The sequence below is a fragment of the Geobacter argillaceus genome, from assembly GCF_007830735.1.
GTDB classification, from domain to species: Bacteria; Desulfobacterota; Desulfuromonadia; order Geobacterales; family DSM-12255; genus Geomobilibacter; species Geomobilibacter argillaceus.
In genome coordinates this window covers 42,241-68,922 of sequence record NZ_VLLN01000011.1, presented here as the reverse complement: position 1 = coordinate 68,922, position 26,682 = coordinate 42,241, and the positions used below count along the sequence as shown (strand labels likewise).

Here is a 26,682-nt window from a genome sequence, read left to right as displayed (position 1 = left end):
ACGGGCGATCACAAGGATCGCCCCTACGACAGACAAATCAACATCCATTGAGGAGCCTACACCATGATGTTCCCGTACCTGTTCTCCCCCATCAAGCTGGGTTCGGTGGAGGTAAAGAACCGCATCTCCTTCCAGCCGCACCTGACCAACCTTGCGGTGAATAACCTCCCGAGCGAGCGGCAGATGTACTACTGGGGCGAGCGGGCAAAAGGGGGGGCCGGCCTCATCATTACCGAGGAGATGAGCGTCCACCCGACAGACATGTCCTACGAGAAGCTGATTGACGTCTACCACGCGGAGACGATTCCGGGGTTCAAGAAGATCACCGACTACGTCCACCAGTACGATGCCAAGATCTTCGCCCAGTTGAACCACAACGGCCAGCAGGGTGACGGTTCCATCTCCAGGCTGCCGGTCTGGGCGCCCTCCCCCATGCCCGACGTCCTCTTTAGGGAGACCCCGAAGGAGATGGAGCCGGAGGACATCGAGGAGGTGACCCGTTACTTCGCCAGATCCACCATCCATGTCCGTGAGGGTGGCTTCGACGGCATAGAGCTGCAGTTCGGCCATTCCAGCCTGGCACGCCAGTTCCTGTCGCCGCTCACCAACTTCCGCCAGGACGAGTTCGGCGGCAGCCTGGAAAACCGGATGCGGGCGCCGCTCAAGTTCATCTCAGCGGTGAGGAAGGCGGCGGGGAACGACTTCACCATCGGCATCAGGATGTGCGCCGACGAGATGATCCCGGGCGGCCTGGACCTGGCCCAGGTCCAGGAGATCTGCGCCCTGTTCGAGGCGAGCGGCCTCATCGACTTCATGGACCTCTCCATCGCCACCTTCTACAACCTCTACCTGGTGGAAGGCTCCATGCACACCCCGCTCGGCTACACCATCCCGCTGGCCGCCGGGATCCGGGAAAAGATCAAGCTGCCGGTCTTCTGCACCGGCCGGATCAACGACCCGGTCATGGCCGAGAAGGTACTGGCCGCCGGCCAGGCCGACATGATCGGCATGTGCCGGGGGCTCATCTGCGACCCGTTCCTCCCCAAGAAGGCGCTGGAGGGAAGGATGGACGACATCCGCTACTGCATCGCCTGCAACCAGGGGTGCATCGGCCGGATCGGGATGAACAAGCTCTTGGGGTGCGTGCAGAACCCGGCCGTGGGACGGGAGAAGGAGTGGGGCGAAGGAACCCTGGAAAAGGCGAAGGTGCAGAAAAAGGTGACCGTCGTCGGCGGCGGTCCGGCCGGGATGTGGGCCGCCAAGATGGCCGGCCGCCGCGGCCACAAGGTGACCCTGTTTGAGCGGAACGAGACCCTGGGTGGACAGGTCCTGACCGCCATGAAGGGGACGGGGCGCGACGAGTTCGGGGTCATCATCAGGAACGAAAAGCCACAGGTGGACAAGGCCGGCGTGACCGTCAAGCTGGGCACCGAGGTCTCTACCGAGCAGGTATTGGCGGATAAGCCGGACGTGGTGATCGTCGCCACCGGCAGCGTCCCCAAGAAACATCCCGTCGGGGGGGCCGACGGTCCGGCCATCTTCAATGTCGTGCAGGTCCTGAACGGCGAGGCGGAACTGGGCCAGAAGGTCTGCCTGATCGACTACGACGGCCACCAGCGGGCCACCGCCACGGCCGAGTTCCTGGCCGACCAGGGGAAGCAGGTCGACATGATCACCTCCAGCCTGTTCATCTGCGCCGAACTGGGACCGACCCAGGACCTCTACACGTCACGCCAGCGGCTCTTGCAGAAGGGGGTCACCTTCACGCCGGATATCGCCGTGATCGAGGTCGGGGGCGAGGCCGGCGCCAAGACGGTCAAAGGGTTCAACGTCTATTCCAATGTCTGGGACGAGTGGGGACCGTACGACTCCCTGGTGCTGGCCATGGGACAGCAGGTGGACGACGCGCTCTACCTGAGCCTGAAGGGGAAGGTGAAGGAGCTCTACCGGATTGGCGACAGCGTGGCCCCTCGCAAGGTTGATATGGCCATCTGGGAAGGGCATAAGACCGGGAGGGAAATCTGATGGCCGGCTCCGGAACAATCCTCGTGTTCGTCGACCTGACCGGCGGCGAGCTCGACGAGACCGGGCGGGGGCTCCTCTCCTACGGGGCGCGTCTGGCCGGCTTCCTCGATATGGCCTGGGGGGCGGTGACGCCCATTGCCCCCGCAGGTGAAGCCCTGACCGGGTTCGGCGCCTATGGTGCACCGGCCGTCACCCGGCTGGTTGGCGGGGAACGGCTGCTGGACAGTCCTGCCCTCCTGGGAAGGAGCCTTGCCCGGCTGACAGCAGACCGTTCGGCGACCCTCCTGGTGCTGCCCCACAACGACCTGGGGGCCAGCCTGGCGCCGGTCGTTGCCGCCACCCTGGACGCCGCCCTACTTACCGAAGTGACCACTGCCCGCCAGGCGGACGGCGGGATTCACCTCTCCCGCCAGGCGCTGGGAAGCAGGGTCGCGGAGACCAGGGTCTGGGACGGCTCCCGCCCGCTGGTCATCACCGTGCCGACCCGTAATTTAAGCCAGGTTCTCCTGCCGTCGGTCCGCCCCACCATCCCGGTGGTGTCCGACTGGCAGCCGCAGGAACAACCGGCAGGGGCTGCGGCAACCATCATCCACCGCATCCCCCCCGACCCCCAGACCGTCGACCTGACCGAGGCAGAGGTGATCTTCAGCGCGGGCAAGGGGTGCAACCCCGCGGTCTTCGACCAGTTGAAGGAGCTCTGTCGGCTCCTGAACGTCTCCTTCGGCGTGACCAGGCCGGTCTTCGACATGGGGTGGACCGGTTTCGAACGGATGGTCGGCCAGACCGGCCGGACCGTTACCCCCAGGTTCTACCTTGCGCTCGGCATCTCCGGCTCCATGCACCACGTGGGGGGGATCAAGGATTCCAAACGGATCGTGTCGGTGAACAGCGATCCCAAGGCCCCCATCTTTCCCAATTGTGACGAAGGGTTCGTGGCCGACCTGGCAGAGGTACTGCCGCTCCTCCTGGAGCGGGCCAGGGCGGCCGTCGGAGGTGCTGCATGAACAGGACATATCAGGCAATAGTGGTCGGCGCCGGGCCGGCCGGTTCCTCGGCCGCGCTGACCATGGCAAGGGCCGGGCTGGACGTGGCCCTGGTGGAAAGAGGAACCTTCCCGGGCGAGAAGAACATGTTCGGCGGGGTACTGCACCGGCTCCCCTCCCTGGAGGAGATCTTCCCCGATTTCTGGGAGCGGGCGCCGCTGGAGCGGCACATCGTCAAGAAGGGTGTCACCTTCATGACCGGCGACTCCAGCTTCAACACGATCATTGAGGCCGGGAGTTTCGACAGGCCCCCTTTCAACGGCTATACCATCTTCCGCCCCCGCTTCGACCGCTGGCTGGCGGAAGAGGCGGTCAAGGCCGGCGTCACCCTGATCAACCGCGCCACGGTAGACGATCTGGTATGGAAGAACGACCGGGTGGCCGGCGTTTCCATTCTCGACCGTGGGGAGATCTCGGCCCCAGTGGTGGTGGCCGCCGACGGCGTCCTCTCGTTCATTGCGAAAAAGGCCGGACTCCGCCAGCCTGTCTTCGACCCGGGCCAGATGGCAGTGGGGGTAAAGGCCCTCATCGACATGCCCCGTGAGCTGATCGACGAGCGGTTCGGCCTGGTCCGCGACCAGGGGTTTGCCAACGAATTCGTCGGCTGCACCGGCGGCGTCCGGGGGGGCGGCTTCCTCTACACCAACTACGACTCAGTATCGGTCGGTCTGGTCTTCCACCTGGCGAGCCTCAAGACCAGCAACAAGACACCGTACGATCTGCTCAACGAGTTCCTGGAACAGCCCCAGGTGGCCAAGATGGTCAGGGGGGGGCGGCTTCTGGAGTATTCGGCCCACGTCATCCCGGAAGGTGGCTACGACATGATCCCCGAGCTGGTGGGGGACGGCATCCTGGTGGCCGGCGACGCCGCAGCACTCTGCAACGCCACCGGCCTCAACCTGGAGGGGATCAACCTCGCCTCCCAGTCCGGCGTGCTGGCCGGCAAGGCGGTGGTTGCCGCCGTTGAGGCGGGCGACGTGAGCCGCAAAGGGCTTGAGGTCTACCGGCGGCTGATGAATGACAGTTACGTCATCAAGGACCTGAAGCTCTACCGCAAGGCGCCGCACATGCTGCACAACGACCGGATCTACAACGAATATCCGGAACTGATGACCAGCTTCATGGAATACATCTACCGTATCGAAGGGGCCCCTAAGGAAAACCTGACCAAACTGTTCCTCAAGTCGGCCAAGGAGAAGGTCGGGCTGGGGAATCTCATGGCCGATGCCTTCAGCGCCTGGAGATCCCTATGAACATAGACGAGATATTCGACTTCACCAGTTTCACCATCGACCGGGAGCCGCACATTGTCCTCGACGCCACGGTCTGCACAAGTTGCGACAACCGCAGCTGCACCAACTGCTGCCCGGCCCGCTGCTACACCTGGTCCGGGGAAGAGCAGAAGATGACCTTCGTCCACGACGGCTGTCTCGAATGCGGCACCTGCTACGTAGTCTGCCACAAAAACGCCTTCACCCGCTGGCGCTATCCACGGGGAGGGTTCGGGGTCGCGTACCGGATGACGTAAAACGCAAGATGGTGTAGGGGCGAATCTTGTATTCGCCCTGGTCAAGAAGCGGGCGATCACAAGGATCGCCCCTACGAAAACCATAATAGGGCAAAGGAAAATACCCATGCCATTCAACAACCTCAACATCCTCGTCCTCATCCGCGAAACCTGTGACCCGCGCCCGCCGGCCAGTGTCACCTCCCGCGGTGCCGGGATCAGCGACCGGGGCCTACGGCGTGTGCCGAACCCGGCCGATCTGGTGGCCCTGGAAGAGGCCCTGCAGCTCAGGGACAGCCTCGGGGCAACGGTGACCGTCCTCACCATCGGCCCTGAGCGGCTCGACGATACGCTCCGGCTCGCCCTCTCCATGGGAGCCGACCGGGCGATCCGCTTCTGGGATCACGGCCTGGAAGGTGGAGATGCCGTCACCGATGCCCGGATATTGGCCAGGATCATCGGCACCCTCTCCCCTACCCTGGTCTTTACCGGCAACCGGCTGTCCGACCGGGGGGACGACCCGGCGCCGGCCCTGGCAGCCGCCGTCAGCGGCTCACCCTGCATCTCGGCCGCTGTCTCGCTCACCCTGCGCCAGAATGGGGTGGAGGCGCTCCGCAAATCGGACCGGGGTGCCAGACAAACGGTCGCTGCCCCCGTCCCCTGTACCGTTCTCTTCGATGAAGGACGGGCGCCCCGCTACCCCTCCATCAAGGAGGTGGTCAAGTCCCTGCTCGCCCCCATCGAGGAGTGGGAGCTGCCGGACCTGGGGCTCCCCTTCTGGGAGGTCGGCGCCACCGGGGCCTATCTGAACGTGGCGGAATTCGGCACCCCCCGTCCGGACCCGGTCCGGGTGGTTACCCCGGATGCGAACCTCCCGGCCTTCGAGCGGATCATCTCGCTCCTCTCCGGCGGTATCAAGGCCCGCGAAGGAAAGGTGCGGAACCTTTCGGCAGCTGACACGGCGGCCGAACTCTGGCGGATTCTGGGCGAAGAGGTCATTGCCCCGGAAGGAAGGAGTGCCGCATGAGCTACCGCCTGGCGCAGCATGTGGAGTTGCTGGAGCAAAACGGGGAGAGTTTCCTCGTGGCCAGGACGCCGCTCTGCACCCTGCGCCTCAACCCCGCGCTGGCAACGCTGATCAGGCGGGGGATGGACGGCGCATTGACCGCCGTCACCGCCGGCGAAGCGGATGTCCTTGAGCAGCTGACTGCCAAGGGGTTCGTGGAACGGGTGCGGGACGTTGCACAACAGGCGGCTTCGTATCCCTTTGTCAGCGTCGTCATTCCGGTGAAGGACCGGGCGGAAGAGCTTCGGCGCTGCCTGGCCTCCCTCGCCGCCCTCGACTATCCGCAGGAAAGGCTCCAGGTCATCGTGGTGGACGACGGCAGTATAGATCTTTCCGCCAGCGTTGCGCGGGAATCGGGCGCGCTGGTCGTCCCCTCCGGGGGGACGGGACGGGGTCCGGCAGCGGCCCGCAACGTCGGCGCCCGGGCCGCTACCGGCGAGATCCTGGCGTTCATCGACTCGGACTGCACCGCCTCCACCGGGTGGCTGGCCGAGCTGCTCCCGGTCTTCGACGATGCGCAGATGGCCGCAGTGGGCGGACAGGTGGACGGCATGTGCACCAGCTCCAGCGTGGACCGCTACGAGGCGGTCATGTCCAGTCTTTCCCTCGGTTCGCGGGAGAGGATCGGAAACGCAGGGGACGATACCTTCTACCTCCCCAGCTGCAACCTGCTGGTGCGGCGCACCCTCTTTCTGGGCGTGGGCGGCTTCGAGGACACCATGCAGGTGGGGGAAGATGTGGACCTCACCTGGCGCCTGCGGGACCAGGGGTGGACCATCGCCTACCTCCCGGCCGGCCGGATACTGCATGAACACCGCAGCACTGTCCGCTCCTTCATGTCCCGGCGGTTCGACTACGGCACCTCCGAGGGGCTGCTCCAGCGTCGCCACCCGCACCGGCACAAGAAGATGGTCATCCCACCCCTCTTGGCGCTCCTGCTGGCGCTCTGCATCATGGCGCCGTTCACGGGCTGGCTCTCGCTGCCGATCGCCGCCGGCGTCCTGGTTGTCGACGCCATCCTGGTCAGGCTCCGCTTTGCCCGCCGCCGGCTGCCGATCGGTCTGCCTGCCCTGCTGGCCGGACGGCTGCGGGCACTCGGCAGCCTGATATATTATTTATCCTACCACCTGACAAGGTACTACTCTCTTCCTCTTATAATCGGCGCCCTCCTCTCTCCACCATTATGGGTAGTGCCGATCATTGTCTTTACATGCGCGGCCAAGGTCGATCACGCGGTCAAAAAGCCTAACCTGCCGTTCGTGCGCTTTGCCGTCATCTATTTCCTGGAACAGATAGCTTATGGCACCGGTGTTTTCTGGGGGTGCCTGAGCCGCAGAACGTTCGCCAGCTACCGGGTCGAATTGCTGCGGCAGATGGAGGTATCGGCATAGGCGTACCAACCTGCTGAAAAATCGACTTACTCCGAGCCTGCCCGCCTACAGGAACGCTCCCATGGCGTCAGGCCTATGGGTCTTGCCGGAAACGGCACGGCCTCCCTTTGAAAAGGAGAATTCACACCACCAAAGGAAAGGGAAGGAGAACAGTATGGACAAGATCGCACGCATCGACATGGGGGCTGCAGGTGGCCCCACGGTAACAGTGGAAGAGGTCGGCGAGTACGCCGGCCTGGGCGGCAGGGCACTGACCTCGATCTTCATCGCGAAAGAAGTGCACCCGCTTGCCCACCCGCTGGGGGCAGAGAACAAGCTGGTCTTTGCGCCGGGGATGCTCTCCGGCACCACCGGCTCCATGACCGGCCGGCTGTCGGTGGGGTGCAAGAGCCCCCTGACCGGCACCATCAAGGAGTCCAACGCCGGCGGCCAGGCTGCCCAGGTGCTGGCACGGATCGGCTATGCCGCCGTCATCCTCGAAGGGAAGCCGGCAGGCGACGACCTCTACAAGATCATCATCAACAAGGACGGCATCCAGGTTATCGTCGACAACAGCCTGAAGCTGCTGGACAACTATCCCCTGGTGGAGAAGCTGCGTGGCGAATACGGCGACAAGGTCGCCTACATCACCATCGGCACTGCCGGCGAGCGGAAGCTCCTGGCCGCCTCCATCGCCTGCACCGACCCGGAACTGCGGCCGACCCGCCACTGCGGCCGTGGTGGCGTCGGGGCGGTGATGGGTGCCAAACGGGTGAAGGCGATCATCCTCGATGACGCCGGCATGAAGATGCGGGCGCCAAAGGACCCGGACAAGTACCGGGACGCCAACCGCAAGTTCGTCGAGGGGCTGCGCAAGCACCCGGTCACCGGCGAAGGGCTGCCGGCCTACGGCACCAACGTCCTGACCAACGTCCTCAACGAGGCCGGCGGCTACCCGACCTACAACTTCAAGACCGGCCAGTTCGCCGGTTCCGCCAACATCAGCGGCGAGGCCCAGGCCGAGCTGGAGGTGAAGCGGGGCGGCACCGCCACCCACGGCTGTCACCGCGGCTGCGTCATCCAGTGTTCGGGGATCTACAACGACAAGGACGGCCACTACCTGACCAAGCAGCCGGAGTACGAGACGGTCTGGTCCCACGGCGGCCACTGCGGCATCGATGACCTGGACACCATCGCCCGGCTCGACTTCATGGATGACAACATCGGCGTCGACACCATCGAGATGGGGGTCACCATCGGTGTGGCCATGGATGCCGGGATCATCGAATTCGGCGACAAGGCAGGGGCGATCCGGCTGATGGATGAGGTCGGCAAGGGGACCCCGCTCGGCCGGGTGCTCGGCTGCGGTGCCGCCATTACCGGCAAGGTCTTCGCCGTGGAGCGGGTACCGGTCGTAAAGGACCAGGCCCTGCCGGCCTACGACCCACGGGCCGTCCAGGGGATCGGCGTCACCTACGCCACCACCACCCAAGGGGCCGACCACACCGCCGGCTACGCCATCGCCACCAACATCCTCAAGGTCGGGGGCGACGTGGACCCGCTGAAGACCGAGGGGCAGATCGAGCTGTCCCGGAACCTGCAGATCGCCACCGCCGCCATCGACTCCACCGGCATGTGCCTCTTCATCGCCTTTGCCATCATGGACCAACCCGAGACCTTCCAGGCGCTCCTGGACATGCTCGGCTCCTTCTACGGCATAGAGATGACCGGCGACGACGTGGTGGCCCTGGGGAAAAAGGTCCTCTCGGCCGAGCGGGACTTCAACAAGCGGGCAGGGTTCACCAAGGAGCATGACCGGTTGCCGCGCTTCTTCTACAATGAGCCGGTCGCGCCGCACAACCAGACCTTCATGATGAAGGACGAAGAGCTTGACGAGGTGTTCAACTGGTAGTTATTATCTCCCGGAGGGGCGACATCCGCCCCTCCGGGAATCTGGAGACCAAGTCATGCCGGATCAATCAACCAGCGGTATCAGTGAGGGGTCCGTGTCCGGCAACAGCCCTCCCCTGACGCATCTTACCCTGACCGTTCCTCGTGAGCAGCTCGGCGAATTCTTCATCATCCTCCAGCAGGGGTTCACCCTTGCCGCCCGCGTCGGCAGCAGTCTGCGGGAACTCCTCTGTGACCAGCTCGGCCTCAGCCGGGAGTACGTGACCGAGCGGATCACCACTCTTTTCCTCAACGGCAAAGCGATCGACAACCTGGAGAGCACCATTGTCACGGATGGTTCCACGGTCGCCCTCTCCGCAGCCATGCCCGGGCTGGTCGGGGCAACCATGCGGCGCGGTGGTTACTACGCCGCGATGAGGGGCGCCATAACCTACCAGACCGGGGACTCTAACACCACGAGTGGCTACGGGACGGTCCGCATCAAGCTCTTCAATCTCCTCCTCTCCGAACTTGGACCAGACTTTCTCCAACGCGGCATCATGCTCCCGGCACCGCTGCTAAACGCGTTTCTGCGGGACAGGAGTACACAGTTCTGGGAGACGTGCAGCGAGATCCTGCTAAACGACACCCCCATCGGTACGAGGCCGGCACAGGCCGGCACAGGCCTCCCCGCCTGTGGCATGGTCAGCCTGACCGTGCAGTTCAAGGAGCAGCCATGAAGGTCATTGTCAAACTGTTCGCATCTTTTCGGACCGGCCGCTTCGTCATAGAGGAGCGCGCGTACCCGGACGGGACCACGGTGGGCCGGGTGGTCGAAGAGTTGGGTCTGCCCGAGCAGGAGCTCGGGATCATGCTGGTGAACAGCCGACACGTCAAACTCGATCACCAGCTAGCAGATAACGACACCCTGGCACTCTTTCCGTTGCTGGGCGGAGGATAAGTCAATCACGGAACTTGGCATGGCAAGTCGCACATGCTTTCTCAATCTTCTTGTAAGCGGCCTTTGCTCCTGCAAAATCACCGCTTTTCGCCAGAGTTACGGTCGTAGTTGTCGCGGTGCCCAGGCTGATTGCCTGCTCCACAAACATCTTCCGTTGTTTGGCATTCTTGTGCGGTTTCGATTTTTTCAGATCCGGAACCGCAGCAATAATCTTTCCTGCCTCCACCTCCGCTTCGGCCGCAGCGCCTTTCTCCAGGGCAGCTTCAAGTTTGGCTGATGCCACGGAAAACATCGGCATCATGTCATGCAGTATCTTCATCTGAACGTCGGCCGTTGCTGTTTTGCCATGCTTCTCTGTCCCGTGGGCAAACGCCACTGAATTAATGGTCAGCGATCCCAACACAAGACAGATTACGCTTGTTATCTTCCAGTTATTCATTATCCCCCCGCTGTTTTCCTGATCAATGTTCCTTCACTTCCAGGAGCCAGACAGTATCTTCCTCAGCCTGCCTGCCCAGTTTGTCGATCACCTTCCAGCGCACCTTGATCGGCATCCGCTCCTTGAACTGTGATGGGTCTTTCGGCCTAAGCACGCCAGCCATGTCAAAGACCGAGTGATACAGGACACCGGCAAGCTGCTGCCCATCCTTGGAGAGCAGTTTCAACTCCTTGACGTCCACCGGCCGGTCGAAAAAGGCGTTCACGTCGTCAATCTCTTTAGCCCCCTTGTCCCGCATGGCAGTAACGCTCAGAAGTCTCGGTGGCCCCGGCTGTTGTACCGCATTGTCATCAGCATTCTTTCCCAGGGCGTTCAAGGGATCATCCTTGCCCTCTACCTGGAGCCGAACATCCTTGGCTGCCGTGAACTGGCGTACCGTTAATAACAGGGCACTCACAGCCGACGCTGCGGTCGGCTTGTCTGTAATGGCAAGAAACTCTTTACTGAGATTTACCGTTACCGTTCCCTGATCATTATTGATCCCCAGGATTCGACTCCCTTTGGGATACTGTATGAACTCTCCCTGATAGCTGCCGACATCCATCCCGCCAAGCAAACGCTCGGCGGCTACCTTCATGCTGCTTGCTTCGTCAAAGGTGAAGAACGGAAACGGCACTACCTTGCCGGGCGCCCCGGAAGAAGGAAAGTAAATGACAAAAGCATATGCAGTCCCCTTGTCAACCGGCGGCGCACCCCCGAAATATTTCTCGTAGGCAGACGTCGCGATCACTCTGCCCGGCTGCGACGGCTGAGTTGATGCATCTTTATTCGTGCAGCCGGCGGAAATATCAACTACCAAACTTAACAATATTAACGCTACGATGTTTTTCATTAGATGCTCCAGACGCAATTCGGGGGCAGTTCAATCCGCTGAACTGCCCCCCATGTCTGTCCGATTAGCGGTGCTGAAGAGATCTCAACAGATCATTGGACTCTTTCAACCGCGCATTAAGTTTCTCAAGTTCTTCCCGGGTATAGGCGTTTGCACCTTTATCATTGATCTCGACTTGCAGCTTTTTAATCCGGTCTTGAATACTGTCTACTTCCTGAGCACAGTTTTTCAGGAGCATTTCGCACTCCTTGGTACATTGTTCATCCATGGCCTGATGAGACGAACCATGATTGTGACCTTCTTCAGCCAACGCTGGCGCCGCTACCGCGAAGAGCGACATTGCGATGAGAATTACCAGTCGCTTTTTCATTGTTTCCCCCTGGATATCTTATTTTACCGTGTACCAGAATTTGGCGCTGCGCACCTTGCCGTCCTTCAACTGGAATCTACTCATCACGCCATACTTACCCTTCTTGGAAAGATCGAAATCGGCACCGAAATGCCCCTGCATCCCCATCAGGTCTTTGGTCTGGTCGGTCTTGTCCGGGTTCTGAATCTTGACTTTCACCTCGCCTTCGGTCAGGGCCTTGCCGGTCTTGGCATCCTTGAACTCGACCGCGATATGGTGGGTCTCTTTCATCTCCTTCGGCATCTCCATATCCATCGCCTTCATATGCTCTTTCATGCTCATGACCTTGAAGGTTGCCTTAACCCCGTCAACCACTTCCTCATGGGCCACATCTCCCTGATGGCCGCCGTGTTCCATTTTCATGGAACCATGGTCCATCGCAAATGCTGCCGGTGCCGCTAACGCCAGAATTGCCGCAAACAACAGTACGAGTTTTTTCATGTTTCAGACTCTCCTTAGATCAGTTTATGTTGCCTAGACACTCTAATTATAGCACTTGCCATGCCAATGGGTAACACATTAGTATTGCTGTCTTTTTTGAATATTGCAAGTTGGCAGCATAGAGAATATTCAACATGGGGCGCAGTATATTCTCCAACGATCACTTTTCGCTTAATGGTGTGAATGACCACCGTGGCTGCCCCCGCCATATTGGTCAGAATTGTCGATAGAGTTATCCAGCCCGGCACAGCCGGATAACAGTGCTGCGATTAGTAGCGTACTCAATAGTAATGATACCCTCTTCATGCAAACTCCTTTCGTTTGGCAGCGTCAGTGCTTCATCCCGCTGTACTTCAGTGTTCCCTTACGCAACTCCCTCTTTTTCATCAGCACGAAGATCACCGGGGTCATGATCAGCACATGCACTGCCGAGGAGATCATCCCGCCGATCATCGGCGCGGCGATCGGCTTCATCACGTCGGCGCCGGTACCGGTCGACCACATGATCGGCACCAGACCCAGGAGCGCCACGGCCACGGTCATCAGCTTGGGCCGCAGGCGGAGCACGGCCCCCTCGAAGGTGGCGTCGTAGATGTCCTGCTCGGTGCAGGGACCATTGATCAGCTTCTTGTCCAACGCCTCGTGCAGGTAAATGACCATTACCACCCCGGTCTCCACGGCAATGCCGTAGAGGGCGATGAAACCGACCCAGACCGCCACCGACATGTTATAGCCGAGGACCGAGACCAGGAAGACCCCCCCCACCAGAGCGAAGGGGACCGAGAGCATGACCATGCTCGCCTCCAGTGCCGAGTGGAAGGTGAAGTAGAGGAGGATGAAGATGATCACCATTCCGAGCGGTATCAGTACCTGCAAGCGGGCCTTGGCGCGGATCTGGTTCTCCCATTGTCCCGACCAGGTGACATAATAACCAGGAGGGAGCTTCAGGTTCTTCTCCAGCACCTGCTTGGCCTCGGTGACGAAGCCCCCCATGTCGCGGCCACGGACGTTGAGAAAGACCAGCGAACGTAAGAGTCCCCCCTCGCTGTTGATCTCCGGAGCGTCGGTGGAGATCTTCAGTTTCGTCACGAGCGATAGCGGCACCTGTGCGCCTTCCATGCCCGAGACGAGGATACGGCGGATCGCCGGGATGTTGTCGCGGTAGTCGCGCAGGTAGCGGACACGGATCGGGAAGCGGTTTCTCCCCTCAACCGACTTCGTGAGAAACTCCCCACCGAGGGCAGTTTCGATGACATCCTGGATATCTCCGACGCTGACGCCGTAGCGGGCGGCGGCCTCCCGGTCGATGTCGATGTCGATGTAGTTGCCACCGGTGACCCTCTCGGCCACGACGTCGGCTGCGCCGTTGATCGGCTTGAGGATTGCCTCGGCCTGTACCGCCAGATCCTTGAGCACATTCAGATCGTTACCGAAGATCTTGACCCCCAAGTCAGTTCGCACTCCAGTGGAGAGCATGTTGATCCGGTTGATGATCGGCTGGGTCCAGCCGTTGCGCACGCCGATCTGCCGTAGTTTGGCGTCAAGCTCGGCGACGATGTCGGCCTTTTTGATGCCGGGTCGCCATGTATCCTTGGGCTTGAGGATGATGATGCTCTCGAACATCGAGACAGGCGCCGGGTCGGTGGAGGTCTCGGCCCTACCCACCTTGCCCAGGACATGCTCCACCTCGGGCACACTTTTTATGATTCTGTCCTGCACCTGGATCAAGCGTTTGGCCTCGGTAATGGAGACGTTGGGGAGTGTGACCGGCATATAGAGGAGCGATCCCTCATCCAGGGGGGGCATGAACTCGGAGCCAAGACTCATGAACAGGGGGATAGCAATGGCCAACGCCACGACATTGAGGGCGATGGTGGTCTTTTTCCAGACCAGCACCCAGCGGATGACCGGCGAATACAATTTTATGAAGAAGGTCGAGACCGGGTTGGCGCTCTCCGGAGGCATCTTGCCCCGCATGAAGTAGTACATCAACACCGGCACCAGCGTGATGGCGATCATGGCCGACCCCATCATGGAGAAGGTCTTGGTGAAGGCCAGCGGATGGAACATCTTCCCTTCCTGTCCCTCCAGCAGGAAAACCGGGACAAAGGAGAGCACGATGATCGCCAGCGAGAAGAAGATGGCCCGGCCCACCTGCTTGGCCGAGGCGATGACGACTTCCAAACGTTTGCCGGCGCGCTCTTCAGGCGGCATTTCGGACAGGTGACGGTAGCAGTTCTCCACCATGATGACCCCGGCATCCACGAGAACACCTATCGCAATCGCGATACCGCCGAGCGACATGATATTGGAGGTGACCCCCATCAGTTTCATGGTAATGAAGGCGATCAGCACCGAGATCGGCAGGGTCAGCACGATCACCAGGGCACTTTGGAAGTGCAGCAGAAAGATCAGGATGACCAGCGAGACGATGACCGATTCCTCCAGCAAGTTATGTTTCAGGGTATCCACTGCCCGCATGATCAGGTCGGAGCGGTCATAGGAGACCATGATCTTTACCCCGGGCGGGAGACCTTTTTCCAGTTCCTTGATCTTCAGCTTGACCCGGTGAATGACGTCGTGGGCATTCTCGCCGTAGCGCATGACCACAATGCCGCCGACCGCCTCGCCTTCGCCGTTCATCTCCAAAAGGCCGCGCCGGATGGCGCCCCCCATCTGCACGGTTCCCAGGTTCTTGAGGTAGATGGGGGTGCCGCGCATGTCGGCACCGACTACGATATTCTCCAGGTCGGCCTTGGATTTCACGTAGCCGCGGCCGCGGATAAGGTACTCGGCATCAGCCTGCTCGATCAGTTTGCCCCCCACATCCTTGTTGGACGCCTTGACCGCCTCCATGACCTTGCCGACCTTGATGTTGTAGGCAAACAGCTTGTTAGGGTCCAGGTCGATCTGGTATTCCCGCACCAGACCACCGATGGAGGCCACCTCGGCAACGCCCTGGACGGTGTTCAACTGGTAGCGGACGAACCAGTCCTGGAGTGTCCTCAGCTGCTCGAGGTCGTATCCTTTACCCTCGATGGTGTACCAGAAGACATGGCCAACGCCGGTGCCGTCCGGACCGAGGGTGGGAACCACGCCCGGCGGGAGCAGAGAGGCGGCGTAGTTGAGCCGCTCCAGTACCCGGGTCCTGGCCCAGTAGATGTCTGCCTTGTCCTCGAAGATGACGTAGATCATGGAGAAGCCGAAGGCGCTGGAGGCCCGCACGGCACGGACCTGGGGGAGACCCTGGAGGTTCACCGCCAGGGGATAGGTGACCTGATCCTCCACCACCTGTGGTGAGCGGCCGGCGTAGTCGGTGAAGACGATCACCTGGTTGTCGGAGAGGTCGGGAATCGCATCCACCGGGGTCTTGTAGACCGACCAGCCCCCCCAGGCGATGATCAACCCGAAGATCATCAGGATAATGACCCGGTTGCGGGCGGAATATTCAATAAGTTTTTCAATCATGGCAGCAATCCTTGTCGGAGATCGTTAGGTAGTAGTCATTACATCTTCATGTCATCCATCTTCAACGTCCCCTTCTTTGCCGGCTGCTGCTGTGCCGGCGGCACTCCATGTCCCTCGTGGCCACCCTGTCCTGGCGCTGCGGGCTTTTTGTCATCCATCTTCATGCCGGGCATGTTTTCATGGCCACCACCGCCACCCTTGAGCTGCGACTCCGAGTCAATCAGGTAACCGCCGGACACCGCCACCTTGTCGCCGGGCCTGAGACCGGACAGGATCTGGACCTTGTCGTCTGTCTGCTGGCCGACCCGGACATCACGCGGCTCGAACATGCCGGGCGAACTCTCCACCCAGACCACCTGGCGCTTGCCGGTATCAATCAGTGCGGTAACGGGCACGACGATGGCCAAGCCGAGCGGCACCTTGATGATGGCGTTGACGAACATGTCGGGTTTGAGCTTCATGCCAGGGTTGGGCATCTCCACCCTGGCCTTGACGGTCCTGGTCTTGGGGTCGAGGAACGGATAGATGAAAGCGATCCGACCGGTGAAAGGTTTGCCGGGAAACGACTGGGAACGGATCTCCACCTTTTGACCGATATGGATGTTGGGGAATTCGTTCTCGTAGACTTCAACCTCAACCCAGACCGTGGAGAGATCGGCAATATTGAAAAGCACATCTCCCGTATTGACGTACTGACCCTGCTGCATCATCTTCTCGATGACCACGCCGGAGAGCGGCGTGTAGATGGGGAGGCGGATATTCGGCTTGCCGGCCTTTTCCAGCTCAAGAATCTGGCTCTCCTTTACCCCGAACAGCATCAAACGCTGCTTGGCCGATGCCACCAGACCGTCGCCATTCTGGGAGATGGAAACGATCGGTGAGTTCTTCAGCTGGTCACGGCTTTTGATGGCCAGCAGGTATTCCTGCTGGGTCGCCACCAGGTCGGGCGAGTAGACCTCGGCCACCGGCCTTTCCTTGCTGACAAATGCACCGACCGTGTTAACGTGCAGCTTGTCGATCCGGCCGGCGATCCAGGCGGTGACCTTGGCCTGCCGCGACTGGTCGAACTGGACGATGCCGACGGCGTTGATCTCTTTGTTGAGGGCCTGTTGCGTGGCCTCGACCGTGGCCACATTTGCCATGACGCGCTGGGTCGGCGACAGGGAAACATGGCCGAGCATCTCGGCCTGCTTCTTCTGCTCCGCGGTCTGGGCACCGCCGTCCGCTGCGCCTTCGATCTTCTTGATCAGTTCCATGCCGCAGATCGGGCAGGTGCCGGGTTTGTCCTTGATGATGAACGGATGCATGGAGCAGGTGTAGAGCTGTTTGCCCGCAGTTGCCTTGGCATCCTTTCCCGTCGCCGTTGCGCCGCTCTTCTGCTTCCACACGTACCACCCCCCGCCAGCTGCCGCTGCCAGGATGATTACCACCAGGGGAATTGCGATTTTCTTGCTCAGTGACATGGTCGTACCTCGATATTGTGAATGTTAATTGTGTTGAGAATAGTCAGTGGCGGGCGGCGCAGACGGTGCTGCTACCGGCACGGCAATCGGCCTCGAACTCCGGACTGACTGCGGCTCCGACAACTCACTGCCGACGGCCGCTTCCAGTTGGGCCAGCTTCATCATGTACTCAGCCTGCGATTCGTATAGTTCCCGCTCGTAGTTGAACAGGTTGATCCTGCTGTCGAGAAGGGTCAGAAAATCCACCTTGTTCACCCGGTAGCTGATGACCGCCGACTCCAGCGACTGCTCCGCCTGGGGGATGATGCCGCCTTTGTACAGTTCCACCAACTTCTGGCGTCGCTCCATCTGGGCAAGGGTATCGTTGATGGTAAAGGTGATCGTATTCTTCAGGGCGTTCAGTTCTTCCGTTGCCATGCCGGTCTCGGACACAGATTCGGCCACCATTGCCCGACGCCGTTTCTGCTGGAACGGAAGGTTGAAGGTCACGCCAAGGGTAAACATGTTGTAGCCTGGATCACTCACCATTTCGGTCGAAACCGCCTCTTTGAACATGTACTCGAAGGAAAGGTTGAAGTCGGGATAGAATTCCTTCTCCGCCAGCCGGCGGGATGCCTGCCCCTTGCTGACCAGCAAGGCGAAGCTTTTCATCTGCGGGCGCTTCTCAAAGGCGGTTTCCTTCAGTTGGTCGGCAGAAAGCGTAAGCTGCGGCAGGGTGAAATCGGCGATGGGACCGACCGGCGTGTCTCCGGGACGATAGAGTAGGTAGTTGAGGTTGGCTTCCAGGCTCCTGCGCTGCTGCCGGAGGGTAATCTGCATGTCGAGCATCTTGGACTTTTCCAGTCCGGCCTTGTAGATATCCTGCTGCACCCCCTGACCGACGGAGTACTTTGACTCGGCAATAGTCACAAAGTCAGAGAGTATCCTCAGGTTTTTGTCGATAATCTCAAGCGCCTTGTCCACGGCGTAGAGCTGATAATAAGTCTCCTTGACCATTCGGGCCAGTTCCAGCTTCCGTTCCTCAATGGCCCACTTATAGGACTCAGCCTCGTACTGGGCGACTTCCTCCTTGATGGCCCGCTTTCCCCAGAAGGGAATCTGCTGGGAGATGCCGATCACCTTGGCGGACTGGGGATCCTTGTTGAACACCAAAGGCTCACGGGCCAGCATGTTTTGAAGCTTGAACATGAACATCGGGTCTTCCAGGGCCGATGCCTGCTTCACCTTGTTGGCAAACATCTGCCACTTGGACTGGGAAGACTTCAATTCCGGATTATTGGCGACGGCCGTTTGTATGAGGCTGGAAAGGTTTTCAGGCGGAGTGCTGCTTTCTGCTGCAAAGGCGAAGGTCGCAGTAAAGGTGATGACCGAGAGAATTGTGAACAGACCGATGCGCGTTTTCATTATAACCTCTGTATCAATTAAATTGAGTCTACGTATTCACAGGGTGTGCCACCAATATATCTATCTGAGTTTACAAGATTTTTTCTGAAAGCATAGTGAAAGCCAGCTTTTACCTGCAGAATATTCTGCGCCGGGAGGAGTATTTTCCCCATCATCCCTTCTTATCTGGGAGAGAAATCCCGAATTTTTCCAGCCGGTAAATGAGGGTGTGGCGGGGAATCCGCAGAAACCGGGCAGCGGCTGCCTGGTTCCAGCCGTTACGCTCCAGGGCGTCAACGACGACCTCCCGCTCCAACTGCTCCAGCGAATACCCCTCGTCGGGGAGCCTGACGATGGCAGCGCCGGGCTGTTGCTGCACATTCCCAGCAAGGACCTTGTCAGGCAGTTCGCCAACGGTTATCGTATCCCCGCTGCGCATGATGAGCAGCCTCTCCACCGTATTCTCCAGTTCACGGACGTTGCCGGGCCATGCATACCTGACCATCGCATCCAACGCATCCTTGTCGAAGACAACCTTCCCGCCGTTGTGCTTGGCGCAGAAGTACCTGATCAGCAGCGGGATGTCGCCGCGCCTCTCACGGAGAGGAGGGAGATGGATTGGGATGACCGACAGACGGTAATACAGGTCTTCCCGAAAGGTACCTTCCCCGATCGCCCGGTCTATATCCAGGTTGGTGGCCGACACGACGCGGACATCCAGTTTCTGGACCCTCGTCCCCCCCACCGGCTCGACCTCCTTTTCCTGCAGCGCCCGGAGAAGCTTTGGCTGGAGCTCTAACGGCAGATCGCCCACCTCGTCGAGGAACAGGGTGCCACCGTCCGCCAGCTGGAACTTGCCGGTCTTGTCCCGTATTGCACCGGTGAACGCTCCCTTCACGTGCCCGAACAGCTCGCTCTCCAGGAGGTCGCGAGGAATAGCAGCACAGTTGATGGCAATGAACGGCGCATCCCGGCGCGCACTGGCGGCGTGAATCGACCTGGCTACCAACTCCTTGCCGGTACCGGACTCGCCGGTGATCAGCACCGATGCCTCGGTGTCCGCAACCTTGCGGACGATCCCGAACACCTTTTCCATCTGCGACGAATTGCCGATGATAGTCTGGAAATCGCTCCGGTCGGCCAGCTCATCTTTCAGGCGCCGGTTCTCTTCGCTGAGCCCGGTGAACTGGAGCGCCTTGCGTACCGTGAGACGCAACGCCTCGCGGTTGAAAGGCTTGGTGATGTAGTCGTAGGCGCCCAGCTTCATCGCCTCCACGGCCATATCGACTGCACCGAAGGCGGTGATAATGATGACCAGGGTCTCGGGTGACTGCTCCTTGACCGACTTCAGCACCTGCATGCCGTCCATGCCGGACATCTTCATGTCGGTGATAACCAGCGACGGCCTCTCCTCGGCGAAGAGGCGTAAACCGGCCTCGCCTGATTCGGCGGTGGAAACGTCGTACCCCTCTTCCTGAAGGTTGTATTCAAGCACCCTCCGTAGCGATGCATCGTCGTCAATGACCAGAATTTTCGGTTTCATGGTGCTCCTTTAAGGTAACAGCTCACGTGCAATAGGGACGATGTCTGCCACGAACGTGGCTTTGAGGTGCCTGTACTGAAGCGAGGTAACCAGCTTTACGCTGCAGCCTGCCGGGTCTATTGCCCCGGCAGTCGTACCGTGACCATCGTCCCCTTCCCGGTTTCGCTCTCCACAGTCAAGGTACCGCCATGCCCCTCGATGATCTTCTTGGTAATGACCAACCCAAGGCCGGTCCCATCCGGCTTGGTGGTAAAAAAAGGCTCGAAGATCTTTGCCTGAGCTTCGGCGTCTATACCGCTACCGCTGTCGCTGAAGCTGATCTCAAAGCCCGAGTCCGCCTTCCGGAGTGCGATCGCCACACTGCCGCGTGCAGGGGTCGCCTGGAGGGCGTTGATGACAATATTGAGAAACGCCTGGCGCAGCTTTTCGCCGTTTGCCCTGACGAGCGCCTCGCCCGGAAATGGCTCCAGGTGCAGTGCGACGCCCCGATCCTGGGCATCCCGTGAAACCAGCGTCACCACGGTTTCAAGCTCTTCAACCAGGGAGCAGCGGGTCATCTCCGACGGCTGCGGCTTGGCCATGCGGAGGAAATCCTCCACCACCCGGTTCAGGCGCTCGGTCTCCCTGATCTGGATATCGATAAATTCGAGCTTGGGATCGCCGGGTTGGTAATCGTCCTTCAGTATCTCTGCTGTGCCACGGATGGAGCCCAAAGGGTTTCTGATCTCATGGGCCAGCACCGCCGCCATCTCCCCCAGGGTAGACAGTTTTTCAGCCCGGCGCAGCTGTTCTTCTACGGCTATGATCCGTTCCGACTGCTGCTGGAGCTTATGGTATGACTCTTCCAGCCCACGGGCGGTCTTCTGCAGTTCCACGGTCCGCTCCCGCTCCCGTTGTGACAGCAGACCGGTCACGCCGCCGACGATGTTGTACAGAACTATCTCCAGGTACTTCTCCATCTCCACGGTCAGGTGTCCGCCCCACTGGAACAGGATGTGAGGGGCATAGACGATGCTGACAATGATCGAGCAGAGCAAGCCGCCGCGAAAGCCGAACCAGAGTGCAGCCAGGATAATGGGCAGGTAGTAGCAGCGTTGAAAGATGTCGTGCAGGTAATGGAGATGGAGCGGGGTGAGATAGTGGAGAAAGCTGATGCCAACAATGAATAAAATCAGAATGAGTGGTCTGGTTATCGAGGTTTTTTCCATGATTCCTTCGTTGCATTCCGGAATGGACTAGCTGAATACCCTTCCACGAGAAGCAGGTATATGAAGCAAGTGCCGGCGAATTTAAAATATATATTATTGCAAGAGGATCGCAGTCACAGCCATTGCCGATGCTGATTGTTCTAGACTATACAGCTCACTAACTTGTACACCTCGTTCATCACCACATCGGGGTCGGCGGCTTGATGCATGATCAGGTCGCGAAGCCTGACAAAAGATTCCACCGTCATCTTATGTATTTCCAGTCCGACACCATTCCCACCCAGTCGTATGACCCGGGCATCCAAGCCTATGTCGGCGTAAGGGTAGTCAGTCACTGTCACACGCACAGGTTTGCTCAAGGGGACCAGCATCGATGTCCTTACGTACATCCCCTTGAGGCTGATATCATCTACCTCACCGGAGAGGCTGGAGCCATCGCATTCGAGTGAGACGTCAGCGTTCAGCTTGACCCTGGTAAAATTTCGTTTTTCCATTGGTCAATAGCCTCCACGTAGTTTGTATGCCGGGCGATTAGACTTCGGACTGGTCAACAGTTGAAACAATCTCTACCGGTCCTGCCGGGTCACCGGGTTGCATAAGTTCTACTTTGCCACTGACAAATTTGAGACATTGACATTTCCTTTCCTGTTGGAATGTTGCGATGTTTATTTTGAACCAATCGTCAGGGTTTTCATCTGCATATCCATCCCCGCCTTCATGGCGGTAACGTTCGCTTCATACGTTCTGGTTGCGGAGATCATGTCGGCCATTTCCTCAACAACATTAACATTCGGATAGGCTACATAACCGTCAGGTCCCGCGTCGGGATGCCCGGGGTCGTACTGGAGCCGTGGAGCAGACTGGTCCTCAATGACCGCTACGACCTCGACCCCGCCGCTCTTCCTGGCGTTGGCTTCATCCAGCATGGTGGCAAAGACCGCATCCTTGCGCCGGTACGGTCCGCCTTCGGCAGTCCTGGTGGAGTTTGCGTTGGCAAGGTTCGACGAAATCTGGTTCATCCGTGTTCGTTCCGCTGTCAGGGCTGAAGCGCTAATGTCCATTGCATCCATTTAATACCTCCTGATCTGTTCAGAATTGGACACTATTCGGCTGTAAGGTTTCCCGGTTTATCCTTACCTGATATGTCGCCACGACTAGGCATTCACCACCATGCCGTCCTTCAGGGTAATGGTTCTGTCGGAGTAGGCACCGTTTTCCTGGTTGTGCGTCACCATGACCACGGTCTGGCCGGCATCGTTCAGTTCCCGGAACAGTGCCATGACCTCTTCGCTGGTCCTGGAATCCAGATTACCGGTCGGCTCGTCAGCCAGGAGGATGTGGGGATTGTTGACGATGGCCCGGGCAATGGCCACACGTTCCTGTTCGCCGCCGGAGAGCTGGTTGGGCAACCGTTCAAGTTTGGCGCCGAGACCAACCCGCTCCAGGGCCGAACGTGCAGCACTCTTTTTTGCCGAGGTGCTCATCTTGACGATGGCCAGCGGCAGCATGACGTTTTCGATGGCGGTCAGATACGGAATGAGGTGGAAGGACTGGAAGACAAAACCCAGATTCTGTGCCCGGAAGTCGGCCAGTTTCTCACTGGAGAGCTGGTACACTTTTTCGCCGGCCATCTCGACATCCCCCACAGAGGGGTGGTTCATCCCGCCCAGGACGGACAGCAGGGTGCTCTTGCCGGAACCGGACTGTCCCATGATGGTGATGAATTCACCTGCCTTTATGCTGATGTCCACGCCGCGCAATGCTTCTACCACATCATCACCGCTGGTGTAGTGTTTCTTCACGTTTTTGATCTCAATGAGCGCCATGGTGTCCTCGTGTTATAAAGCCCGCAGGGCTTCGGTCGGGTCCATCTTGCTGGCATGGAGCGCCGGATAGAGGCTCGCCAGGAGACCCAACGTCAGGGCCAGACCGATCGATCCGAAGGCCACGGTCGTGTCCCAGACCAGGTGGGCAGTCTTGCTTTCCGCCATGAACGGCAAGGCCAGCTTGGCGCCCCCCATGCCGGCGGCATACCCCAGGAATCCGGCCAGCAGGCTTACCAGGGCTGCTTCCAGCAGGATGATCCGCATGATGTGGCTCTTCCTGAAACCGATGGCCCGGAAGACACCGATCTCCGTGGTGCGCTCGTTGACGCTCCCCATCATGGTGACGAAAACGATCAGGGAACCGATGAAGACCACCACGCCGGCCATGGCATAGGAAAAGCGCTTGAACTGGTCCAGGGCCTTGAGTCGTCCTTCCACCACCTGCTGGATGGCCGACACCTTGGCATCGGGAAGCTTCTCCGCAATCTGGGTGACCATGTCGCCGATGGGGCAGCCGGAGCACAGCGCCGCCACCTCTACCAAGGTGATTTTGCCTTCCTTGCCGAGCAGTTTCTGCGCCTTTCGCAGCGGGGCAAAGACCAGCGAATCGTCCTGGGAGCCGGTCTGGTCCAGGATGCCGGCCACTTTGAAGGGCTCGCCCTTTATCGTGATGCTGTCACCTGAACTGGCATTGAGCACCTTTGACGCATCGCTGCCCAGCAATACCTCGTTGTCACCCTTGGGTGCATCGCCGAAGATCTTCCACCACTGCTTCATCTTCAGTTCGCTGTCAAAGTTGACCCCGACCAGCAGCACGTCATGGCTGCCGATCCGGATGCCACCCAGTACTTTTGGCGCAATGGCCGAGATGTTCCTGCTGTTCTTGATGGTCTTGATACTGGCCAGATCCTCTTCCCGGATCTCACGCTGGTCAAAGGTCACCCCGCCCAGACTGATGCCGCCGTAGTTCATGGACAGACCGTTGCTCTGGGGGGTAATGAGGATGTTGGCGCCGAACTCGTCCATCTTGCGTTCAATATCGCTGGACATGGAAGCGGTGAGGGTCACCAGGGTAACGATGGTGGCGATGCCGACCATCAGGCCGATGGTCAGAAACGCCATCTTTGCCTTGCGCCGCTTCAGGTTGTTAATGGATATGGTGTGCAACTTCATGGTGTCGATCCCGTTCTAGAAGTATTTGGCCCCGGCCTGCAGATCGGTTGCCTTGATGACGACGTTACCACCCTCTGTGGAACTGGCAAGGTATGAGGGGTTACAACCACCGACGGCATGGGGACCTATCCTGGTTGTGGCAAAACTCTTACCGCAGTTCTTGCAGACCATGAAATCTCCCTGCTGGACATATCCTTTCTTCTCCCTGAAGCAGACATCGCAAGAGTCGAAGGCAGTGTGAAGGGCTCCATCCGACCCCTTGATGAGAAAGAACCCGATATCCTTACCCCCATCCGCAAACCGGTAGAAGTGTGCCGCTCCGTCCGAAACCTTTGCCACCGGGATGGTCACCACGCCGTTGACTACCTTGGCCTTCTGATACTTGCCCATGCCGGGGAAGCTAAAGGCGAACACGCTGGTTACCCCGACCAACAGTGCCACAATGACGATCCCCCCCCACCTGATCTGTTTTGAATTGTTCGATGCCATTTCCGTCTCCTCTATCAGTTTTGCTTGTTCCCGCCGCAACCGCCGCCTTTTTTGCCACAGCATCCCGATGACACTATGGCATTCTGCCCAATATCCCTACCGGTTATCTGCTTGAACTGCTCCGGGGTCACGACAGTATACAGGTTACTGCCGAAACCGGTAGTGCTGACCTTCTCGGCCAAGGCTTCCGGCCTGACCGTCTTCGTATCGTAGCCAACAATGACCCAACCACCATCCACGTCCACCTCGGTGACCGCGACCCCCTTCAGAGACTCAAGGGCTTTTGAGATCTTGGTGGAGCAACTGCCGCAGGTCATACCGCTCGTCCTCAGAACAGCTACGGAATCGGCCGTAGCGCCGACCCTGACGCGAAAGGCGAGAACTGTCAGCAAGGTAACGACCGCTACGAGAAGCAGAGTGGTAATGATATTTTTTACGCGCATGACAAACCTCCCTCTATGACAGCATCAACTTGTTCAAGTCTCGTGCCAAACCCGGCCACGACCATAACACACCGATATCACACCATCTATAGCCTGGGCAGGCCAAATGAATGGCAGGAACGGTTCAATCAAGTACAGAATATTCCGTTCAGGCAGAGAATATTCTACACCCGGTTACCGAGAACAGCAATTTGCGACGCAGATGTATATTACCTACTAATACACTGCTTTTATCTTAATTTTATTTCTTGACAAACTTGATGAGTTTATCTATTTTTCAACCAACAGCATTGTTATGCAGATTAGACTTTATGCTGTGCCAGTGCGGGCTGTGCGAAGAAACCGTGTAACGGTTAAATCTCTACTGAACAGGGAGAGTATATGCAAGAGACAGCCAGGCGACTCAAATTCGACACCCTGCTCGTCCACGGCGGCACGACCCCCGGCCCGGCCGGTGCCACCAAGGTACCGATCGTCCAGGCGACGGCATTCGCCCACGAAACGGCGGAAGCGCTGGAAGACATCTTCCGCGGGAGAGCGATCGGCCAGGTATATACCCGCATCGGCAACCCCACCACGGAAAGCCTCGAACGGAGGCTTACGGTCATCGAGGACGGAATCGCCACCATTGTGACCGCCTCGGGCATGGCTGCCATCACCACCGCCATCATGACCATTGTCCGGAGCGGTGACGAAATTCTCTCCTCATCGTCCGTATTTGGTGGTACCTTTTCCCTTTTCCGGGACACGTTGTCCAACTACGGGGTGACCACCCGCTTCGTCGACCCGACCGATCTGACAGCGCTCAGCGGGGCCATCAACGGGGCGACACGTCTGATCTTCATCGAAACCATCGGCAATCCCAAGATGGACGTACCGGATGTGGCGGCCATAGCAGGCATTGCCCGCAAACACGGTATCCCGCTGGTGGTCGATGCCACCATCTCCACCCCGTATCTGGCACGGATGAAGGAACTGGGAGCGGACATCATCATCCACTCCACCAGCAAATATATCAACGGTACCGCCAACTCCATCGGCGGCGCCATCGTCGATTGCGGCACCTTCGACTGGCAGAGCGACAAATTTCCGCACTTCGCGTCGTTTTACAAGAAATACCGGAACTTGGCCTTTACCGCCCGCAGTCGCAAGCTGATCCACAAGGATTTCGGGGCCTGCGCGGCGCCGATGAATTCGTTCCTGTTCGCCGAAGGGCTCGAAACCCTGGCCCTGAGGATGGAACGCCACTGCTGTAACGCCCTGAAGCTGGCCCAGTTCCTGGCCGGTAACCCTAAGGTGCGCTGGGTAAACTATCCCGGCCTTACGGACTCCCCCTTTCACGAGGTCGCGGCGCGGCAGTTCGGCAGCCGGTTCGGCGGCATCCTCACCTTCGGCCTGTCAAACAGGGAGAGCGCGTTCCGCCTGATCAACAGCCTGCAACTGGCAAAGAATCTGGCCAACATCGGGGATACCAAGACGCTGGTCATCCATCCCGCCAGCACCATCTGCTGCGACTATACCCCGGAGGTGAAGGCGCTGATGGGGGTGACCGAGGAGATGATCCGGGTGTCGGTGGGGATCGAAGAGAGCGGCGACATCATCGAAGACTTTAGCGAGGCACTCGCCGAACTATAGCCCGTATC

25 protein-coding genes and 1 riboswitch are annotated in these 26,682 nt (G+C 59.4%); of the genes, 10 read left to right on the top strand and 15 right to left on the bottom strand.

Going from position 1 to position 26,682, the window contains the following annotated elements; genetic code table 11:
• The first annotated feature begins 63 nt into the window (after nt 1-63).
• From JN12_RS10420 to JN12_RS10380, 9 genes are all read left to right on the top strand, one after another.
• Entirely contained in the window at nt 64-2,025 is a 1,962-nt protein-coding gene (locus JN12_RS10420; RefSeq protein ID WP_145022236.1) for a mycofactocin system FadH/OYE family oxidoreductase 2, read from the top strand.
• Nucleotides 2,025-3,029 carry an electron transfer flavoprotein subunit alpha/FixB family protein gene (locus JN12_RS10415; protein WP_145022233.1) on the top strand — a complete coding sequence of 335 codons (1,005 nt, stop codon included), beginning with the start codon at nt 2,025-2,027 and terminating at the stop codon, nt 3,027-3,029. The genes JN12_RS10420 and JN12_RS10415 overlap by 1 nt, the downstream gene beginning before the upstream one ends.
• Nucleotides 3,026-4,321, top strand: coding sequence for an FAD-dependent oxidoreductase (locus JN12_RS10410; RefSeq protein ID WP_145022230.1), 1,296 nt, complete (start codon nt 3,026-3,028; stop codon nt 4,319-4,321). The genes JN12_RS10415 and JN12_RS10410 overlap by 4 nt, the downstream gene beginning before the upstream one ends.
• Nucleotides 4,318-4,596 (top strand): ferredoxin family protein, encoded by a 279-nt coding sequence (locus tag JN12_RS10405; RefSeq protein WP_145022227.1) that lies wholly within the window; start codon nt 4,318-4,320, stop codon nt 4,594-4,596. The genes JN12_RS10410 and JN12_RS10405 overlap by 4 nt, the downstream gene beginning before the upstream one ends.
• Before the next feature lie 106 nt (nt 4,597-4,702).
• Complete coding sequence (locus JN12_RS10400) at nt 4,703-5,602, top strand: electron transfer flavoprotein subunit beta/FixA family protein (protein ID WP_145022224.1); 900 nt, start codon at nt 4,703-4,705, stop codon at nt 5,600-5,602.
• Entirely contained in the window at nt 5,599-7,032 is a 1,434-nt protein-coding gene (mftF, locus tag JN12_RS10395; RefSeq protein WP_145022222.1) for a mycofactocin biosynthesis glycosyltransferase MftF, read from the top strand. The genes JN12_RS10400 and mftF overlap by 4 nt, the downstream gene beginning before the upstream one ends.
• Nucleotides 7,033-7,049: 17 nt before the next feature.
• Nucleotides 7,050-7,166: riboswitch (molybdenum cofactor riboswitch) on the top strand.
• Between the two features lie 20 nt (nt 7,167-7,186).
• Nucleotides 7,187-8,923 carry an aldehyde ferredoxin oxidoreductase C-terminal domain-containing protein gene (locus JN12_RS10390; protein ID WP_145022219.1) on the top strand — a complete coding sequence of 579 codons (1,737 nt, stop codon included), beginning with the start codon at nt 7,187-7,189 and terminating at the stop codon, nt 8,921-8,923.
• Between the two features lie 55 nt (nt 8,924-8,978).
• Complete coding sequence (locus JN12_RS10385) at nt 8,979-9,641, top strand: hypothetical protein (RefSeq protein ID WP_145022216.1); 663 nt, start codon at nt 8,979-8,981, stop codon at nt 9,639-9,641.
• Nucleotides 9,638-9,862, top strand: a complete 225-nt coding sequence (locus tag JN12_RS10380) for a MoaD/ThiS family protein (RefSeq protein WP_145022213.1) — start codon at nt 9,638-9,640, stop codon at nt 9,860-9,862. The genes JN12_RS10385 and JN12_RS10380 overlap by 4 nt, the downstream gene beginning before the upstream one ends.
• 1 nt (nt 9,863) lies before the next feature.
• On the opposite strand, the gene JN12_RS10375 is transcribed toward JN12_RS10380, so the two are convergent.
• The 15 genes from JN12_RS10375 to JN12_RS10305 all read right to left on the bottom strand — a co-directional run bounded on the left by JN12_RS10375 (nt 9,864) and on the right by JN12_RS10305 (nt 25,039).
• Nucleotides 9,864-10,301 carry a cytochrome c gene (locus JN12_RS10375; RefSeq protein ID WP_145022210.1) on the bottom strand — a complete coding sequence of 146 codons (438 nt, stop codon included), beginning with the start codon at nt 10,299-10,301 and terminating at the stop codon, nt 9,864-9,866.
• A gap of 22 nt (nt 10,302-10,323) precedes the next feature.
• The gene (locus JN12_RS10370; protein ID WP_246125832.1) at nt 10,324-11,091 is read right to left on the bottom strand and encodes a GerMN domain-containing protein; all 768 of its coding nucleotides are present in this window, start codon (nt 11,089-11,091) and stop codon (nt 10,324-10,326) included.
• Nucleotides 11,092-11,257: 166 nt separating this feature from the next.
• On the bottom strand, nt 11,258-11,563 hold the full coding sequence (locus JN12_RS10365) for a hypothetical protein (RefSeq protein WP_145022205.1): 306 nt from the start codon (nt 11,561-11,563) through the stop codon (nt 11,258-11,260).
• Nucleotides 11,564-11,581: 18 nt separating this feature from the next.
• The gene (locus JN12_RS10360; RefSeq protein ID WP_145022202.1) at nt 11,582-12,043 is read right to left on the bottom strand and encodes a hypothetical protein; all 462 of its coding nucleotides are present in this window, start codon (nt 12,041-12,043) and stop codon (nt 11,582-11,584) included.
• A gap of 330 nt (nt 12,044-12,373) precedes the next feature.
• Nucleotides 12,374-15,511, bottom strand: a complete 3,138-nt coding sequence (locus tag JN12_RS10355; protein WP_145022199.1) for an efflux RND transporter permease subunit — start codon at nt 15,509-15,511, stop codon at nt 12,374-12,376.
• 38 nt (nt 15,512-15,549) lie between these two features.
• Nucleotides 15,550-16,974 carry an efflux RND transporter periplasmic adaptor subunit gene (locus JN12_RS10350; RefSeq protein ID WP_145022196.1) on the bottom strand — a complete coding sequence of 475 codons (1,425 nt, stop codon included), beginning with the start codon at nt 16,972-16,974 and terminating at the stop codon, nt 15,550-15,552.
• A 24-nt stretch (nt 16,975-16,998) separates the two neighbouring features.
• Entirely contained in the window at nt 16,999-18,378 is a 1,380-nt protein-coding gene (locus JN12_RS10345; protein WP_145022193.1) for a TolC family protein, read from the bottom strand.
• 151 nt (nt 18,379-18,529) lie between these two features.
• Nucleotides 18,530-19,900, bottom strand: a complete 1,371-nt coding sequence (locus tag JN12_RS10340; RefSeq protein WP_145022189.1) for a sigma-54-dependent transcriptional regulator — start codon at nt 19,898-19,900, stop codon at nt 18,530-18,532.
• 116 nt (nt 19,901-20,016) lie between these two features.
• Nucleotides 20,017-21,108 carry a sensor histidine kinase gene (locus tag JN12_RS10335; RefSeq protein WP_145022186.1) on the bottom strand — a complete coding sequence of 364 codons (1,092 nt, stop codon included), beginning with the start codon at nt 21,106-21,108 and terminating at the stop codon, nt 20,017-20,019.
• A 140-nt stretch (nt 21,109-21,248) separates the two neighbouring features.
• Nucleotides 21,249-21,602 carry a PilZ domain-containing protein gene (locus tag JN12_RS10330; protein WP_145022183.1) on the bottom strand — a complete coding sequence of 118 codons (354 nt, stop codon included), beginning with the start codon at nt 21,600-21,602 and terminating at the stop codon, nt 21,249-21,251.
• Nucleotides 21,603-21,773: 171 nt separating this feature from the next.
• A complete protein-coding gene (flgC, locus tag JN12_RS10325) occupies nt 21,774-22,178 on the bottom strand; it encodes a flagellar basal body rod protein FlgC (protein ID WP_145022180.1) in 405 nt (134 codons plus the stop codon).
• 84 nt (nt 22,179-22,262) lie between these two features.
• Entirely contained in the window at nt 22,263-22,934 is a 672-nt protein-coding gene (locus tag JN12_RS10320) for an ABC transporter ATP-binding protein (protein WP_145022177.1), read from the bottom strand.
• Nucleotides 22,935-22,946: 12 nt separating this feature from the next.
• Entirely contained in the window at nt 22,947-24,107 is a 1,161-nt protein-coding gene (locus JN12_RS10315) for an ABC transporter permease (protein ID WP_145022174.1), read from the bottom strand.
• A gap of 15 nt (nt 24,108-24,122) precedes the next feature.
• Nucleotides 24,123-24,596, bottom strand: a complete 474-nt coding sequence (locus JN12_RS10310; protein ID WP_145022171.1) for a DUF2318 domain-containing protein — start codon at nt 24,594-24,596, stop codon at nt 24,123-24,125.
• Between the two features lie 14 nt (nt 24,597-24,610).
• Nucleotides 24,611-25,039 carry a heavy-metal-associated domain-containing protein gene (locus JN12_RS10305; RefSeq protein ID WP_145022168.1) on the bottom strand — a complete coding sequence of 143 codons (429 nt, stop codon included), beginning with the start codon at nt 25,037-25,039 and terminating at the stop codon, nt 24,611-24,613.
• 381 nt (nt 25,040-25,420) lie between these two features.
• Between JN12_RS10305 and JN12_RS10300 the strand changes: the two genes are divergently transcribed.
• Nucleotides 25,421-26,674 (top strand): O-acetylhomoserine aminocarboxypropyltransferase/cysteine synthase family protein, encoded by a 1,254-nt coding sequence (locus JN12_RS10300; protein ID WP_145022165.1) that lies wholly within the window; start codon nt 25,421-25,423, stop codon nt 26,672-26,674.
• The last annotated feature ends 8 nt before the right edge of the window (nt 26,675-26,682 follow it).